Source organism: Pseudomonadota bacterium (genome assembly GCA_022361155.1).
Taxonomy (GTDB): Bacteria; Myxococcota_A; Polyangia; order Polyangiales; family JAKSBK01; genus JAKSBK01.
Map to the genome: position 1 here is coordinate 1 of JAKSBK010000341.1, position 14869 is coordinate 14869.

General features: G+C 65.0%; 11 protein-coding genes. 5 read left to right on the forward strand and 6 right to left on the reverse strand.

Going from position 1 to position 14869, the window contains the following annotated elements:
• The first annotated feature begins 337 nt into the window (after positions 1–337).
• Together MJD61_13350 and MJD61_13355 are read left to right on the forward strand one after the other, a co-directional pair.
• Entirely contained in the window at positions 338–781 is a 444-nt protein-coding gene (locus MJD61_13350; protein MCG8556256.1) for a hypothetical protein, read from the forward strand.
• Between the two features lie 429 nt (positions 782–1210).
• The gene (locus MJD61_13355) at positions 1211–2545 is read left to right on the forward strand and encodes a hypothetical protein (protein MCG8556257.1); all 1335 of its coding nucleotides are present in this window, start codon (positions 1211–1213) and stop codon (positions 2543–2545) included.
• Between the two features lie 302 nt (positions 2546–2847).
• Here MJD61_13355 and MJD61_13360 read toward each other — a convergent pair whose 3' ends face one another.
• Entirely contained in the window at positions 2848–3060 is a 213-nt protein-coding gene (locus MJD61_13360) for a hypothetical protein (protein MCG8556258.1), read from the reverse strand.
• A gap of 124 nt (positions 3061–3184) precedes the next feature.
• Here MJD61_13360 and MJD61_13365 point away from each other — a divergent pair, with 124 nt between their 5' ends.
• Entirely contained in the window at positions 3185–6277 is a 3093-nt protein-coding gene (locus MJD61_13365) for an FAD-binding oxidoreductase (GenBank protein ID MCG8556259.1), read from the forward strand.
• Between the two features lie 112 nt (positions 6278–6389).
• On the opposite strand, the gene MJD61_13370 is transcribed toward MJD61_13365, so the two are convergent.
• From MJD61_13370 to MJD61_13385, 4 genes are all read right to left on the reverse strand, one after another.
• Positions 6390–8114, reverse strand: a complete 1725-nt coding sequence (locus tag MJD61_13370) for a bifunctional sulfate adenylyltransferase/adenylylsulfate kinase (protein MCG8556260.1) — start codon at positions 8112–8114, stop codon at positions 6390–6392.
• Positions 8115–8556: 442 nt separating this feature from the next.
• Positions 8557–9273 (reverse strand): response regulator, encoded by a 717-nt coding sequence (locus MJD61_13375; protein MCG8556261.1) that lies wholly within the window; start codon positions 9271–9273, stop codon positions 8557–8559.
• Positions 9270–10502 (reverse strand): response regulator, encoded by a 1233-nt coding sequence (locus tag MJD61_13380; protein MCG8556262.1) that lies wholly within the window; start codon positions 10500–10502, stop codon positions 9270–9272. The genes MJD61_13375 and MJD61_13380 overlap by 4 nt, the downstream gene beginning before the upstream one ends.
• On the reverse strand, positions 10499–11818 hold the full coding sequence (locus MJD61_13385) for an ATP-binding protein (GenBank protein ID MCG8556263.1): 1320 nt from the start codon (positions 11816–11818) through the stop codon (positions 10499–10501). Before MJD61_13385 ends, MJD61_13380 begins: the two co-directional genes overlap by 4 nt.
• A gap of 245 nt (positions 11819–12063) precedes the next feature.
• On the opposite strand from MJD61_13385, the gene MJD61_13390 reads away from it, so the two are divergent.
• Positions 12064–12834, forward strand: coding sequence for a hypothetical protein (locus tag MJD61_13390; protein ID MCG8556264.1), 771 nt, complete (start codon positions 12064–12066; stop codon positions 12832–12834).
• Between the two features lie 47 nt (positions 12835–12881).
• On the forward strand, positions 12882–14276 hold the full coding sequence (locus MJD61_13395; protein MCG8556265.1) for an NFACT RNA binding domain-containing protein: 1395 nt from the start codon (positions 12882–12884) through the stop codon (positions 14274–14276).
• A 192-nt stretch (positions 14277–14468) separates the two neighbouring features.
• Here the strand turns inward: MJD61_13395 and MJD61_13400 are convergent, their stop codons facing one another.
• The gene (locus MJD61_13400; protein ID MCG8556266.1) at positions 14469–14816 is read right to left on the reverse strand and encodes a histone; all 348 of its coding nucleotides are present in this window, start codon (positions 14814–14816) and stop codon (positions 14469–14471) included.
• Positions 14817–14869: the final 53 nt, after the last annotated feature.

Below are 14869 nucleotides of genomic sequence, written 5' to 3' on the forward strand. Positions count from 1 at the left end.
ACTCCGCGCAACAGTAAGGACCCGCCACACCATAACCTGCCCACCTCGCGGGCTCCAAACGCCGCTGGCTGTGCTGCCCCTCCTCGAAATACCCGCAGCATTCCTCGTCGTCGCGCCTTGCCAGCCACGCCCGGTCCTCTGCGATCTGCACAGGTTATGGTGCGGCGGGTCCCTACTCGATCGGCTGCTGCTACCCGCGTTCGGGATTCTCGTTGCCGTGCTTGTGTGCTACCAAGGCGGCCATGGAGAACGCGAGTCGGGGGAGTGTCGCCACGACGCTCCCCCCACGATTCCGATCATCCTCGGGCTCTCGGTCCGATTTTGGAGACACTCCCAGATGAGCACGCTTCGGCAGGCGATATCGGACGGCGGGCAGCGCGATGCCCTGATCGAGGACGCGTGTGTGGTGCTGGACGCCGAGGTGGCAGACAAGAAGGGTCTGGCCGGGATCGCGGTCAAGACCGGGTACAAGGTGCTCAAGAGCTTCCAGCCCGGATTCGTCCGCAAGGCGGTTGCCTTCCTCTTGGACGACTTCCTGGATGCCCTGGATCCGATCTATCAGGAGGCGCTGGTGGATCGCGTGGCACCGGGAGCACACCTGAAGGCGAATCCTGCAAGGGTCGCTGACGCCCTGTTGGCCACGACGGACGAACGCGCACAGCGTGCCAGGTCCGAGCTCCTGAGGAAGACCTACTACAAGCTACGCCCAACGGCCAAACAGCACGTTGAAGCCTCGGTGCCCCGCTTGGGCGACCTGATGGCCAAGTACGCTGCTGCGTGACCCGCGTGACCCCAGAAAGCGAGGTTGGCTCTACCCGCGTTCAACGCCAGCCGCTGCCTGCGCATCAACTGCGCGCCCCTGTCGTGTCCAAGCGCTCGCTCGCGCGGAGCATGCCTCGAGCGCCAAGCGCCAACTTGCAAGTGCCGAAGATCACTAACCATTGACGTGTGCATTGCCCCCTGTATACTGGGACTCGATTCAACTTCGTATGTTCGTCCGCGGCGCTGGCACGCTGAACCGCACAATTGCCAGGGTTTGAGAACCGCACAGTTGCCAGGGTTTCTCGCCAACTTAGGGATTCCGCAGCGTCACGATCACGATGCCGTTCAGGATCACGCGTGTTGGACCACCAACCGGAAGGGTGAATCAGCCGACAATCGACAAGCTTGATGGGGAGTCAGTCTGCGATCCCCTCGGAGAAGACCGGGAATGACGCGCTTGCTGCTTCACACTTGGCTGCCCCAGTTGGTAATGGCGGCCTGCTGGCTTACCGGATCACAGGTCGCCGCGCAGGGGTGGCTCGCGGATCGAAGCCTGACCGAGGGCCAAGGCATTCGCGCCGGCAACCTCGAGCTGCACCCGGGAATCGGAACGGAAGTCGGTTACGACAGCAACGTGTTCCGGCACGAATCGGATCCCATCAGCAGTCCGATCCTCAGGGTGAGTCCCCACCTCGATGTTTCTACCTTGGGCCAGCAGCGCTCGGCCTCTCCCCGCAAGACCCCGCCGAGCGTGTCGTTTCGAGGCGGAATCGGCGCCCAAGCTTATCTGTACCTGGCGGACTACACGCCCCCCGCCAATTTCGAGGGCGATCTCAGCGGCGACCTGGTGATCAACCCGGAGCGACCCTTCTCGCTGGCGCTGACGGAACACCTCATCTACGGCTTCCGCCCGTTCGGCCAGGCCAACCCCCGCGCCGCGCTGCCCGACTACCGGCGCATCCAGAACCTGGCCGGTGCGCGAGCCCAGTTCGCGTCGGCCTCCGGGATGTTCCGCACCAGCCTCGGCTACACCTTTGGAGTCGACCGCTTCGTAGGTCAGGAGTTCCGCTGGGGCAGCAACCTCGAGCACGACGGCAAGCTCGAAACAAGCTGGAGTTTCCTGCCCTTCACTACCTTGCTGCACCAGCTGCAGATCACAAGGCGCTCCTACTCGGACACCACGGCCGGCATCGGATCGCCCCTGCTTCTGAGCAGCGGATCACGCGTGAGCTCGCGAATCGGCCTGCACGGGGCCATCACGCGCAAGCTTTCGCTGACCGTGCTCGCCGGCTACGCCGCCGGATTCTATGCGCTGGGGGACGATTTCGACGATATCGTTGGACAGCTGGAACTGCGCTGGAGCTCCAGCAGGACGACGTCCCTCGTACTTGGCTACGACCGCGGGGTGTTCAACTCGTTCCTCGGCAACTTCCGTCGAATCGACAAGGCCTATGCCAAAGCGCAAGCCCTGATGGGCGGACGCTTTCTCGTGCGAGCGGAGGTTTCGGGCGCGCTACACAGCTTTGGCGCCGTGCTGGGCACGGACTTGATCCAGGTAGGTCGCACATTGGACCGGCTGGACCCCACCATCGACGCAACCCTGTTCGCCGAATACCGGGCGGCCCACTGGTTTGGAATCAACACATCGCTAGCCTACCAGGCCAACCTGACCGACTACGAGTTCGATCTGCAGCGCCTCGGTGTGCCCACGGCGCCGATCACGGTGGACCCGGCCCGGTTCAACAGGCTGGAAGCCTGGCTCGGTCTCAGGGTGTTCTACTAGCCTCGAACTATCTGTTTCCGTCTAGGTTTGGACTCTGCGTGGTCCCACGGCCACCACCACCCGGTGTCCAAACCCGCCGTCCCACGTTGGTCCTGGCCACCTGAAACGCACCACTTCGCCTAGTACCTCGCCACAGGAATCCTGATCGTTTGGCCCCAGCCCTGGCGCCCGCTGGCGGCGTTGGGACCTCCTCGGCACTAGGTGCGCCTTGCCAGCGACCGCCAGCCCTCGACGCCAATCGATCACGACCCCTGGCAAGCGGTACTAGATCAACTGACCTGTAATCGTTTTGAAAACACGCCTTAGTCCTGACGGGGGACCTCTTCGGGATACGGCGCGTCGACGCTCACCTGGTCACGGGCGTCGTCGGGTCGGCCGTTGATCACGAAGGTCAGCACGGTGCCGAAGTACACAACCGCTGACAGCAGGGTGATGACGAACGTCTTGGTCGCCAGCTGGTCGGGCGAGATATCCTTGTGTGCCACGCGATCCTCCTCGGGCAGGCTTGGAAACATAGCAGCAAAGCCCGTCTACGCGAAGGCCCTTGTCGCATGGCAGGTCGCGCGCGCACCCGTGGACCCGGCGCAGGCCAGGGCTCGAGTCCTCGGCAGAGCGGGCGCGGTGGGGTATGTCCACCGGATGCTGCCACGGCTGGACCCAGAAGCGAGCCTGCATCGGGACTATGGGCGGTTCCTGGACGAGCTCGAGGCCCGAGGTTTCCGAGGCGAGGTAAGCAGGGATCATGCCAGCCGCCTCGTCGCGTCCACCGACAATAGCGTGTACCAGATCCTGCCGCAGGCCGTGGTCTTCCCCCGCGACCGCGAGGACGTGCTCACGCTGGCCCGCGTTGCCGGTGAAGCACGGTTTCGAAGCATCAAATTGAGCCCACGCGGGGGTGGCACCGGCACCAACGGACAGGCTCTGTGCAACGGTGTCATCGTGGATCTGTCACGCAACATGCGCACCATCCTGGAGCTCGACCTCGAGCAGGGCTGGGTGCGCGTCCAGCCCGGGGTCGTGCTGGCACAGCTCAACGCCTTTCTCAAACCCCACGGCGTTTTCTTTGCTCCCCACGTGTCGCCGGCCAACCGTGCGACCGTTGGTGGGATGGTCAACACAGACGCCTGCGGCAAGGGCTCACGAGTGCACGGCAGGACGAGCGACCATATTGTGGAGCTCGAGGTGGTGTTGATCGGGGGCGCACGCCTTGTTTCGCGTCGCCTGACCCTGCAAGAGCTGGCCGCACAGCGGCGATGCGACGACGTCGTCGGCCACGCCTACCGAACGGTCGACGCCATCGTGACGCAACAGCGCGAACAGATCGAGGCGCAATTCCCCAAGTTGCAGCGCTTCCTCACGGGGTACAACCTTGCGCACGTCTACTCGGCCGACCGAAGCCACTTCAACCTGAGCTACCTCGTGGCCGGTTCCGAGGGGACGCTCGGCTTCGTGACCGAGGCCAAGTTCAAGCTGACCCCGCTGCCGAAGGCCCGAGGTTTGGTGGCGATTCGCTACACGTCGTTCGACGCTGCTCTGAGGGCTGCCGCGCGCCTTGTACTGGCCAATCCCAGCGCCATCGAGACCGTAGACGACACGATCGTCGCCCTGGCCAAGAAGGACCCCGCATGGGCAAGCGTCGCCCATGTTCTCGATCGGGTCGACGAAACGCCGCTCAGGGCGATCAACCTCGTGGAGTTCGAAGCCGACAGCATCGAAGCGGTCGACGACAAGCTAGCAGCGCTCGGCCGCGAGCTTGACGCCGGGCTGGGTCGAGAGGACGCAGCAAGTGCATACACACTGGTCCGCAGCCGGGCCGATATCGAGGCTCTTTGGTCGCTGCGCAGCAAGGCTGTGGGACTGCTGGGGGCGCGCCCGGGAGACCGGCGGCCGATCGCGTTCGTGGAGGACACGGCGGTCCCGCCAGAGCGTCTGGCGGACTACATCCAGGAGTTCCGCGCCCTGCTCGACGAGCACGGTCTGCACTACGGAATGTTTGGACACGTAGACGTAGGTTGCCTGCACGTACGGCCCGCCCTCAACCTTCGCGACGAGCGCGACGAAGCCCTGCTGCGACCCCTTTCGGACAAGGTCGCGGCCCTGGTCAAGAGCTACGGCGGCATCATGTGGTCAGAGCACGGAAAGGGCTTCCGCAGCGAGTACAGCCCGATCTTCTTTGGCGCCGAGCTTTACCAAGAGCTGCGCAAGATCAAAGAAGCCTTCGACCCACACAATCAGCTCAATCCGGGAAAGCTTGCCGTACCGGTCTCGCGAAACGACGCTCTCGTGAGCGTGGATGCGACGAAACGCAGCCAGTTCGACCGCGAAATCGGGGCGGCCGCTCTGAAACGTTACGACGCCGCGGTCAACTGCAACGGCAACGGCGAATGCTTCGATTGGAATCCAGACACGGTGATGTGCCCCTCGGCCAAGATCACACAAGACCGCGTCCATTCGCCCAAGGGCCGGTCGAGCATCATGCGCGAGTGGCTGCGTCTGAGCAGCAGGGCAGGTTTCGACCTGGTCGCCGCCGCCGATCGCGCCAGGACCGCACGCTGGCCCGCTCGAGGGCGCCGAAATCGTGCTTGCGATGCGAACGATTTTTCCCATCAGGTGTACGACGCGATGAACGGGTGTTTGGCCTGCAAGGCTTGCGCCACCCAGTGTCCCCTCAACGTCGACGTGCCTTCCTTCCGGTCGGAGTTTTTTGCGCTCTACCACACTCGCTACGCCCGGCCGGCAAGGGACTACTTCGTCGCTGGGCTAGAGCTGGCGCTGCCGCGCATGGGGGTGTGCCCGAGACTATTCAACAGCATGCTGCGCGCGCGCTGGTTCCGCTCGCAGCTCGAGAAGCGCATTTCCGTGGTGCACACACCATTGCTCAGCGAGCACACGGTCGCCGCCGGACTCCGGCAGCGGGGTGCACCGCGTTACGGCGCCGAGCAGATGATGCGGAAACGGCCGCAGGACCACCACGTGCTGCTGCTTCAGGATGCCTTCACGACCTTCTATGAGGCCCACATCGTGCTGGCCACCTACGATCTGCTGAGCGAGCTCGGTTACAAGGTCTGGGTCCTGCCCTTCTTCGAGAACGGCAAAGGGTTGCACCTGAGGGGGTTTCTGCGTCGGTTCAACCAGGTCGTCAAGCGCAACCGCGACAGGCTGGCGCACGCGGCTGCGCTCGGCATTCCCATGATCGGCATCGAGCCCGCCGTCACGCTCACTTACCGGGACGAGTACTGCGAAGCCCTGCAAACCACGGATCTCGGCTTCGAGGTAAAGCTGCTCCAGGAGTGGTTATGCGGGGAGGCACCCAGGCTCAAGCAGATCCTGCGAGCGCGAGGCCACGCCGGAACGAGCGACGGACGTTTCGAGCTGCTGCAGCACTGCATCGAGCGTACGTCGGCTCGAGGTTCCCGGCAACAGTGGCAGAGCATCTTCGAGGCCTTCGGGCTCGAGCTGGAGCTCCCTGCGCTGGGCTGTTGCGGCATGTGCGGTGTGTACGGGCACGAAGCCGAACACTACGAGTACTCGCGAGGGATTTTTTCCGCGGGCTGGGCTCGGCACCTTCCTCGCGAATCCCACACTCGCCGGCGCATGCTCGCCACCGGTCACTCGTGCAGAAACCAAGTCAAACGATTCGCCGGATTCGCGCCCCGCCACCCCTGCGAGGTCTTGCTCGAGCGCCTAAGGAGCCGGCCGGACGCTGCCAGATCGGTTTCCAGGGGAAGCTGAGAGCTTCGTTGCGGGTCAAGTGCTCGCTGCGCGAGCGGGGCGGCGCCTCAGCGCCCGCCTTGCGATGGATTGAGCCGCTCACAACTGCCTCGCACCTGGAGATGCAAGCGGGCTAGGCGGGCTCCTGCAGGTAACCCAGCGACGCCAGCTGTGCGACGATCTTGTCGCACGACTCGCCGACGGTTTCTTGATGTGTCGACACGACGACCTCGGGGTCGACGGGCGGCTCGTAGGGATCGCTTACCCCGGTGAACTCCTTGATCTCGCCGGCGCGAGCCTTCTTGTACAGACCCTTGACATCCCGCTGCTCGCACACGTGCAGCGGAGCATCGACGAACACCTCGACGAAGTTGCCGATGAGCTCACGGTTCTCGTCGCGCACGGCCCGGTAGGGTGAGATGCAAGCGGTGATCACGGCACCCCCATGACGCGTCACCTGAGAAGCAACGTAGCCGACACGCCGGATGTTGGTGTCACGATCTTCCTTGGTAAACCCAAGGCCCTTGGACAGATGGGTGCGTATCTCGTCACCATCCAGCACGGTCACGTCGCGACCGATAGCGAGCAGACGCTGCTCGAGCGCTCGCGTGAGCGTACTCTTACCTGACCCGCTGAGGCCGGTGAACCAGATGGTAAAGCCTTGCTTGCTGCGCGGAGGATTGCCCTGCGCCAGCACGCTCGCCACCGCAGGCCGCGTGAACCAGGCTGGAAGCGCGCGGCCCTTCGCGAGGTAGTCCTCCCTAACCTGCGTGCCGCTGATACCGGCGGTCTCCGTGCCCTTCGGCACTTCGTCGAGCGGAACGTACCTGTCCTGCTTTGGCGCATACACGACCATCTGAAACGGTACCATGCTCACGCCAAGCTCGGCCTCGTGCTTGCGCAGCAGCTCTTGGGCATCGTAGGGGCCGTAAAAGGGTCTCCCCTGCGAATCGTTGCCGGGACCGGCGTGATCGCGTCCTACGATGAAGTGAGTGGCCCCGTAGTTGCGGCGCACGATCGCATGCAGTAAGGCTTCGCGGGGGCCTCCCATGCGCATGGCCAGCGGCAACAGCGCCAGCACCACCTCGTCGGCCTCGTAGTAATTGTCGACGAGCGCCTTGTAGCAGCGCACGCGGGTGTAGTGGTCGACGTCGCCGTGCTTGGTGACGCCGACCACGGGATGCAACAACAGCCCGCCCTCGATCTGACGCGCGGCGCGACGCGTCAGCTCTTCGTGCGCACGGTGGATCGGGTTGCGCGTCTGGAAGGCCACGATGCGCTTCCACCCGCGCGCCGCCAGCTCTCGTCGCAGTTGTCGTGGCGTCAAACGCAGGTCGGGGAAATCGTAGTACTCGGGCCGGCCAAAAACCTTCAGGGGGCCCGACACGTACCGTTCGCCCTGCGCGCGCAAGGCGCTGACGCCGGGGTGCTTGCGGTCGCTGGTCCCAAAAACCTGCTGCGCTTCCCGTTCCGCGTCGTACTCGAACACCTCCCGCACATCCATGATCGCGAGCGTGTCGCCCCAGGGAGCGTCGAGCGCGAGCTCCTGCCCAGGCTCGATTCCGCTGCTGGCGGCCACGGAGAGCATGACTGGCAGGGGCCACAGTACACCGTTCTTGAGCCTGCTCTCGGCCACAACGCGTTCGTAGTCCTCCCTGCCGAGAAAGGTCCGCAGCGGTGAGAACCCGCCATTGACCAGAAGCTCCAGATCGCACAACGCACGGTCCGAAAGGGTTACCCTGCGGCACTCGCGGGCTCGTCGGGCCAGCTCCCTGGCCTCTTGCGAAGAAACCAGCAAGTCCACAAGTTCACCGCCATACGGGGTCTGAATCTCGGCCACATTTGCTCCTTTGCTCACGCGGCGCCTGCAAGCCGTCACGATCTCGTGCCCAACACAAGACCAGAAAACTGTAGGCCCGGACGGGGAAGCAGCCCGCTGCTTCGCCTGGGGCAACGACGCCTCGCCTTGCTTAGCTAAACAATGCCCAGGTTTCAATGCCCGCGCGCCATGGCGGGTCCTAACCACAAGACCGTGCAGAAGTAGAGAGGATTCCTCAATGATTCCTTGGGCCGGATAGCTGGGCGGCGATCCAAAGCTGGGCTGGGGGTCCCATGGTGGAACCGGCGCGGAGGTCGAAACCGAGGCCGACACCGAGCTCGCGCTGCGCAGCTCAGATACCGTGCACCGTTGCAATCGCCATAGCCGTTCGCACAGGTTCGCACAGGTCGCGACTTGACAGAGCAACATAGCCGGCGGTGGTCGGAACCGGTGGGATGGATGAGCTGTTCTCCCGCGGGCCCTAAGGGCCTGGCGAGTCCACGAAGCGGTGCATCAGCTCACGCTGCGAATGGACGTTCAGCTTGCGGTAGATCGCCTTGATGTGGTTTCTCACGGTGTGAGGGCTGACAAAATGGGTCTTGGCGATGTCCTTGACGCTCTTTCCGGCCACCAGCTCGCGCAGGATTTCGGTTTCGCGCCGCGAAAGACTCGAACGTTCTTGCTCCGGTAGGCACGAGAGCATGTCGCCGCTCTTCGAGCCCGGCGCGGGGGGCGAGCCCGGCACCCCGGCGAGCGCGTCGTCCGGCCGGAGGGCTGCCTGCTGGGCGATCCGTGCCGCCTCGAGAAACTGACTCGTGGCTCTGTTCCGAGCCCGCTGTCGCATCGCCTCGCGCAGCGCCCCTTTCAGCTCGTCGCCATGGCAGGGCTTGAGCAGGTAGCGAAGGACTTCGCCATCGTTGATTGCTGCCAGTGCGCTATCCAACTCCGCCTGACCGGTAAGTACGATGCGCACCGTATCGGGATACAGGTGGCGGACACGAGTCAAAAGCTCGCTGCCCTTCATGCCGGGCATCCGCTCGTCGGACACGATCACGTCGACGGCGTATTGCGCCAGCAGCTCGAGAGCGCCATGACCCGAGGTCGCCCCCAGTACGGCATAGGGCTCGCTGCGCAGGGCCGCGGCCAGACCCTCGATGACGTGCGGTTCGTCGTCCACCAGCAGCACCGTCCCGCTCACCTGCGCGTCCTCCGCGCTGCTGGACCCGTCGCCAGGCCCCCCACACAGCGCTCGGCGAGAGCACGCCATGCCTCGAGCCGGTCTTGGCCCACCCCGAGCTTGAAAAGGTGGTCGAGATCGAGCTCGGCCTCGTCGCCGAAGCCGTCCTCTGGACCCGGCTCGAGCTCGGCGACAAGGGCGTCGGCGACGTGGACGGCATCCACGGCAGCGAAGCCCGTGTGCGGCACGCGGCTCGGCCGATGGTGATAGGCCACAGCCTCCACTACAGGCAGCGGCAGCCCCCACAAGCCCAGCAGGTAGGCCCCGATCTCCGCGTGGGTGACGCCCATGCTGGCGGTTTCGGCCGCCAGCATGCCCTGCTTGCCGCCCTGCGCTGCCAGGGCAGCACGCCGGAGGCGCTCGGGCATCAGGCTGGCCACAACGAGCTTGCCCACGTCGTGCAGCACCCCGGCGGCAAAGAAGTGCTCGACGCCGTTGTGGGTCGTCGTCAGCCTGGCTGCCAACTGCGCCGTCTTCAAGGCGTGCGCCTGCAGGTGCTCAAGGGAGCGCGCATCGACCTTCGCAGCCTCGAAGACTCGGAACACCTCCGCGCAGAGAATCAGGCTGCGTATCATCGTGGTTCCGAGGTAGCTGACAGCGCCTTCGAGGCTGACGATCCGTTGCTTCGGTCCAAAAAACGAGGAGTTGGCCAGTTGCAGGACCTTTGCACACATGGCCATGTCCTTCTCCACCACGGCGGCCACGTGCTTCGCACAAGCCCTCGGGTCCGCCAGCGTCCGTGCCAGCTCTGCGTACACCTTGGGCAGCGAGGGCAACGTGTCGGCACCGCCCACGATCTCCTGCAGGCTCTCGTTGTGAAGCAGATCGTAAAGACCGCATGTCCGCTCGATCGTGGTCTCAAGCAGGTCCCCGGAGCACGGTTTGGTCAACCATTGATGGGCCACCGGCACGGCGGCAAACGCGTTCTTGAGCCCCGTGTCCCCCGACAGAACGATCCGCACGACGTGCGGATGCTCCTGGCGGATTTGCTTGAGCAGCTCGATGCCCCCGCCCTTGGGCATGCGCACGTCCGTAACCACGACGTCGGTGCGAGCATCAGCCAGCGCGTCGAGCGCGGCCTGGGCGTCCTGCACGAAGTGCATGTCCCAGCGCTTCCGATGCGCGCGCAGCCGGTCCCTCAGGGCCTCGAGCACCAACGCTTCATCGTCGACGAAAACGACGCGCTTCACGCGGCCTCCACACCCAGAACGCTTCCGTCCGAAGGCAGACCGACCCGAAAGGTCGTGCCCTTTCCGGCTTCGGTCTCGAAACTCAGCCGACCGCCGTGCCTATCGACCACGATGTGGCGTGCGATCGCAAGCCCCTGGCCCGTACCGTGGCCCGCCGGCTTGGTTGTGAAGAACGGATCGAAGACCCGGGTATGGATCTCCTCGGGGATGCCGGTTCCCGTGTCCGAGATGCTAACTACGATGCGGTGCCCTTCGACAAAGCTACGCACCACGATGCGCCCCAACTTTCCTGTACCCTCAACCACGTCTTGGACTGCGTGGGCGGCGTTCACGATCAGATTCAGAAACACCTGATTGAGGTCACTTATGTGACAGTCCAGGAGCGGAAGAGGCGCCAGATCGGTTTCGACCTCCGCCACGTACTTGTACTCGTTACGCGCCACAGCCAGAGTGTCGCGCAGCGCTTGGTTGATATCGGCAGGTGCCCTGTTGTTGTCCGGAGGGTGGGCAAAACGCTTGAGCGCTCGCACGATCGTCGCAACGCGGGCCACGCCCTCGATCATCCGCTCACAGGCCTTTGGAATCTGCTCGGTCAGGTACGGCAAGTCCGCCTCTTGCTCGGCTCGACCGACCCGTCGGAGCAGGTCATCGTGGATCCCACACTCTTTGAGCTCGCTGCACATGGAGCGATACGTCGCTAGCAGAATCTCCAGATCCCCGAACACGCTGCGCAGGAAGTAAACGCTGTCGCCGACGAACTGAACCGGCGTGTTGATCTCGTGCGCGATGCCCGCGGCAAGCCGACCCACGGACTCCAGCTTGTCGGCCTGCCTCAGCTCGATCTCGGCCCGTGCCCGTTCGGGCGTGGCAAGCACCGTGCAGATGAGGGCACTGACCTGGCCGTCGGGTGCAAGCACGGGCGTGGTCGAGAAGTAGACGGGCAGCTTGCTGCCGTCCTTCGCAAGGTAGGTCTGTTCGGGTGCAAGCGTGGGCAATCGGTCAAAGAGGCGCTTTGCCTGATCCGGGTCGGCCTGATCCTGGCCGAAACCCTCGGGAATCTCCAGTACGAAGCTCAGCGGCGCACCCAGCAGCTCCTGCTCTTCGTACCCGAGAAGCTCGAGCGCCGCCTGGTTGACAGCCTGCACCGTGGCACTTCGGTCGACCATGATCAGCGCGTCACGGATCGATCGCAGCACCGCAGCCAGGAACTGCTGCGTCGCCAGGAGCTCATCGCGCAGCAGGCCCTTGTCGGAACGCGACGAGGTTCGCGATCCGCAAGGCGCTGAATCCGTGGGCATGCTCAGCCTGGCGCTCATCAGTGGCCGCAGCGCTGAAATCGACGGCACCGCACGGGTTCTGTAGGGGCAGAGGGGCGGAGAGCCATCTAGGCCCGTTGAGGCAGCTGCCCCACCTTTGGCCTAGAAAGCCACCCGGCCACCTCGGTCTGCATGCCTGGAGCCGCTGACCCACGCCGCCAGCGGCTCCTTGCACTCCGCCTCACGACGAGCCACACCGTAGCGCGCTCGGCGGCCTCCAAGCCGTGGGGCGTCAGGTCTGTACCATGAGAACGTTGCTGGTCGGACGAGTGTATCGCGGACTACCCGACGCACACGCGTTTGCAGGGGTACGCTTTGGTGAGTTGATCCTGCGTGATCCGCTGCCGCGCCGCCAGACCTTGGTGCGCTGGCGAGCGGGCCTGCCTGCGCAGCTCGCGCTTGCGCTAAGGGCGCCCCAAAGCGCCCTCGAATCGGCACAAGGGCCGCTGCGACTTACACCGGGGCTGCTCGAGGCCATGCGCTGGACCGAGACCGCCTCGGATGCGCTGCAGGCGGTGGCAATCATCCTGCGAACCTCTGCAAGGTTGACGCCGGGTGCGCGGGGCCGGGAGAGGTTCCGGCGCTACGCGGAACAACTGCCGAACCGAGAGCAGCGCAATTACGTGTGGGTTCCAGGCGGACTGTGGGAGCCTGATGTGGCCTACTGGCTTGCCGCGTCGCTGGGGCTCAGCTGTGCCTTTGATCCGATGGAGTGGCCCGAGCCCCCGCAGAGGGGGGCCTTTGCCCGCCTGCCCGCGCTCGGGGCCCGCGCCGGGCTGGGGGAAGAGGTGTTGAGCAAGTTCCTGCAGGCGGTCGCTAAGCTGCAGTCGAGCGACACGCTCTATACCGTGGTGGAGGGCGTGGACTCGAATCGACCGATCGCTCGGCTGCAGCAGCTGGCCGACAGCGGGCTGTGGACGCCCGATTCACCCTCTTCTGCGTTGCAGGTCAGAGCCGATGGAGGCACCTCTGACCATCCGCCAGCGATCGGTCCAGGCCGGGGGGACGGATCATAGCGGCGGCCCGCCCCGACCCGGTACAAGCCAAGGGCCCGCTTGCGGGGTTGCGCGAAGCGCGCCTGCGGCAAATCCACGCGGATGGCACCTCCAAGGTGTACTTGGAGCTCAGCAAGCGAAGCCTGCGCGGCGTCGTGCTGATTTCGTTCGAGCCCCAGGCGCGAGGCCTGGGCTGGATCGCCAGTCGACCGCACGCAAAGCGCCGGCCCAACGACTTCCAGCGAGTGCTCCGCAAGGAGCTCACCGCCGCGGTACTCGAACGCAGCACCGCCACCGGTCCGCGCACCCTGGAGCTCGCATTCCGAAAGCGAGGCAGCCTGCTGCGGCTCGTGGTCAAGCTTCACGGCCACCTGGGCAACCTTCTTCTCCTGGGCCCGGACGGAACACAGCTGGGCAGCCTGATCCCTGAGCGTGTCCCACCTCGGGACATGGCGGACAACGAGTCAACCACCCCAGCCCGAGCCGTGGAGCCCTACACCTGGGCCAGCGATCTTCAAGCGCTGAGCACCGAGGGAAACCGCCTGATGATCGCCCTAGCCCAACTGGCGCACGCGCGGCGCGGGCAGCGCCTGCTCCGAGGGCTTGCCCGCCACGAAGCCAGACTGCGGGCGCGCAAGCGCGCCATTGCCGCCGATCTCGTTCGAGCCCAAGAAGCGAGCGTGCTGCGCAAGCACGCCTCGTTGCTGCTCGCCCATTTGCCGGAGCTGCGGACAGGTCAGACGAGTGTCCAGGTGGCGGATCTCTACACACCGGCACTTGAGATGGTGTGCATTGAGATCGATCCCAAGCTTGGCGGAAAGCTGCAGGCTCAGGCCTGGTTCAGGCGAGCGCAGCGGCTCGAGCGAAGTCAGCACATCCAGCTCCAGCGCGCCCGGGACACCGATAGCGAGCTAGCGCGGCTCGAGCAGCTGCGCGCCGCCGTGGAGCAAAGCTCTTGTGGCGATCGGCTCACCCTTTTGGAGCGGGAGGCTTCGCGGCTTGGTCTCTTCACCGGCGAGCGAGCGCCGGATGCCCCGCAACGCAAGCGGACGCAGCTGCGGCTGCCCTATAGGACGTACACAGGAAGCGGGCGGAGACCCATTCGTGTGGGTCGCTCTGCAACCGACAACGACGAGCTTTTGCGGCGGTACGCGCGACCACAGGACCTGTGGTTGCACGTGCGCGGAGGCCACGGCGCCCATGTAGTGATCCCACTCGACAGAGGTGAGGCCTGTCCGCCTCAGCTACTCGCAGATGCAGCCACGCTCGCCGTCCGCTTCAGCGAGCTGCACAAAGAAGCCCGCGCCGAAGTGCTGTACACTGCCCGGCGGTATGTGCACAAACCGCGCGGCGCTCGCGCGGGGACCGTTGTTTCCCCCCGTGCCAAGACGCTGGACATCCGAATACATGAGGAGCGGCTAGCTCGCCTGCTCCGCAGCCGCCTGGACGAACCTGCGGCCTAGCCCGCATCGGTCACCAATTTCGCAGCCCCCCCTCCAGACAGCACACGGCTGCTTGTTCGCCGCAGGCTTTTTTGCCGCAGGCAGCGGCAGGTGCAGCTGCACGAACGCGTAGCACCAGCGCTTGGCGCGGTCCGCTGTCCGCCACCGGCACGCGCCAAACGCTGCTAGGCGCTTTACGGCCCGACGTTGGCGCTACAGGGGCGTCGTGCCGACCGGCGTGGGACTCAGGAAGCCCGCGTCAGCGATCGGCTCCGGGGACGCCGCATCCGATTCAGCGGACTTTTTTTTTCTGCCGCGAGCGGTGCTCTTCTTCTTCGGAGCACCCCTTTTGGTGGCCTTCTTGCGGCCCGTCGTGGCGGCCTTCTTGCGGCCAGCCTTGCGCGTGGCCTTCTTGCGGCCTCCCTTCTTAGCGGCCCTGGTGGTGGTCTTCCTGGTGCCCTTCTTGCGAGCAACCGGCTTGCGCGCAGCTTTCTTGCGAGTCGCCTTCTTCCTACCTGCGCCGGCGGCCTTCTTCCGGGCGCCCTTCTTGGCTTTAGCCATGTTGGACCTCCTTGTGGGTCGTTGGATTGACTGTACCGTATTGTAACGTCATG

What these genes read in the sequence shown, in the direction of transcription:
- MJD61_13360 (MCG8556258.1), bottom strand. Translation starts at nt 3,060, where the DNA reads ATGTTTCCAAGCCTGCCCGAGGAGGATCGCGTGGCACACAAGGATATC.
- MJD61_13365 (MCG8556259.1), top strand. Translation starts at nt 3,185, where the DNA reads ATGCTGCCACGGCTGGACCCAGAAGCGAGCCTGCATCGGGACTATGGG.
- MJD61_13385 (MCG8556263.1), bottom strand. Translation starts at nt 11,818, where the DNA reads ATGAGCGCCAGGCTGAGCATGCCCACGGATTCAGCGCCTTGCGGATCG.
- MJD61_13400 (MCG8556266.1), bottom strand. Translation starts at nt 14,816, where the DNA reads ATGGCTAAAGCCAAGAAGGGCGCCCGGAAGAAGGCCGCCGGCGCAGGT.
- MJD61_13355 (MCG8556257.1), top strand. Translation starts at nt 1,211, where the DNA reads ATGACGCGCTTGCTGCTTCACACTTGGCTGCCCCAGTTGGTAATGGCG.
- MJD61_13350 (MCG8556256.1), top strand. Translation starts at nt 338, where the DNA reads ATGAGCACGCTTCGGCAGGCGATATCGGACGGCGGGCAGCGCGATGCC.
- MJD61_13390 (MCG8556264.1), top strand. Translation starts at nt 12,064, where the DNA reads ATGAGAACGTTGCTGGTCGGACGAGTGTATCGCGGACTACCCGACGCA.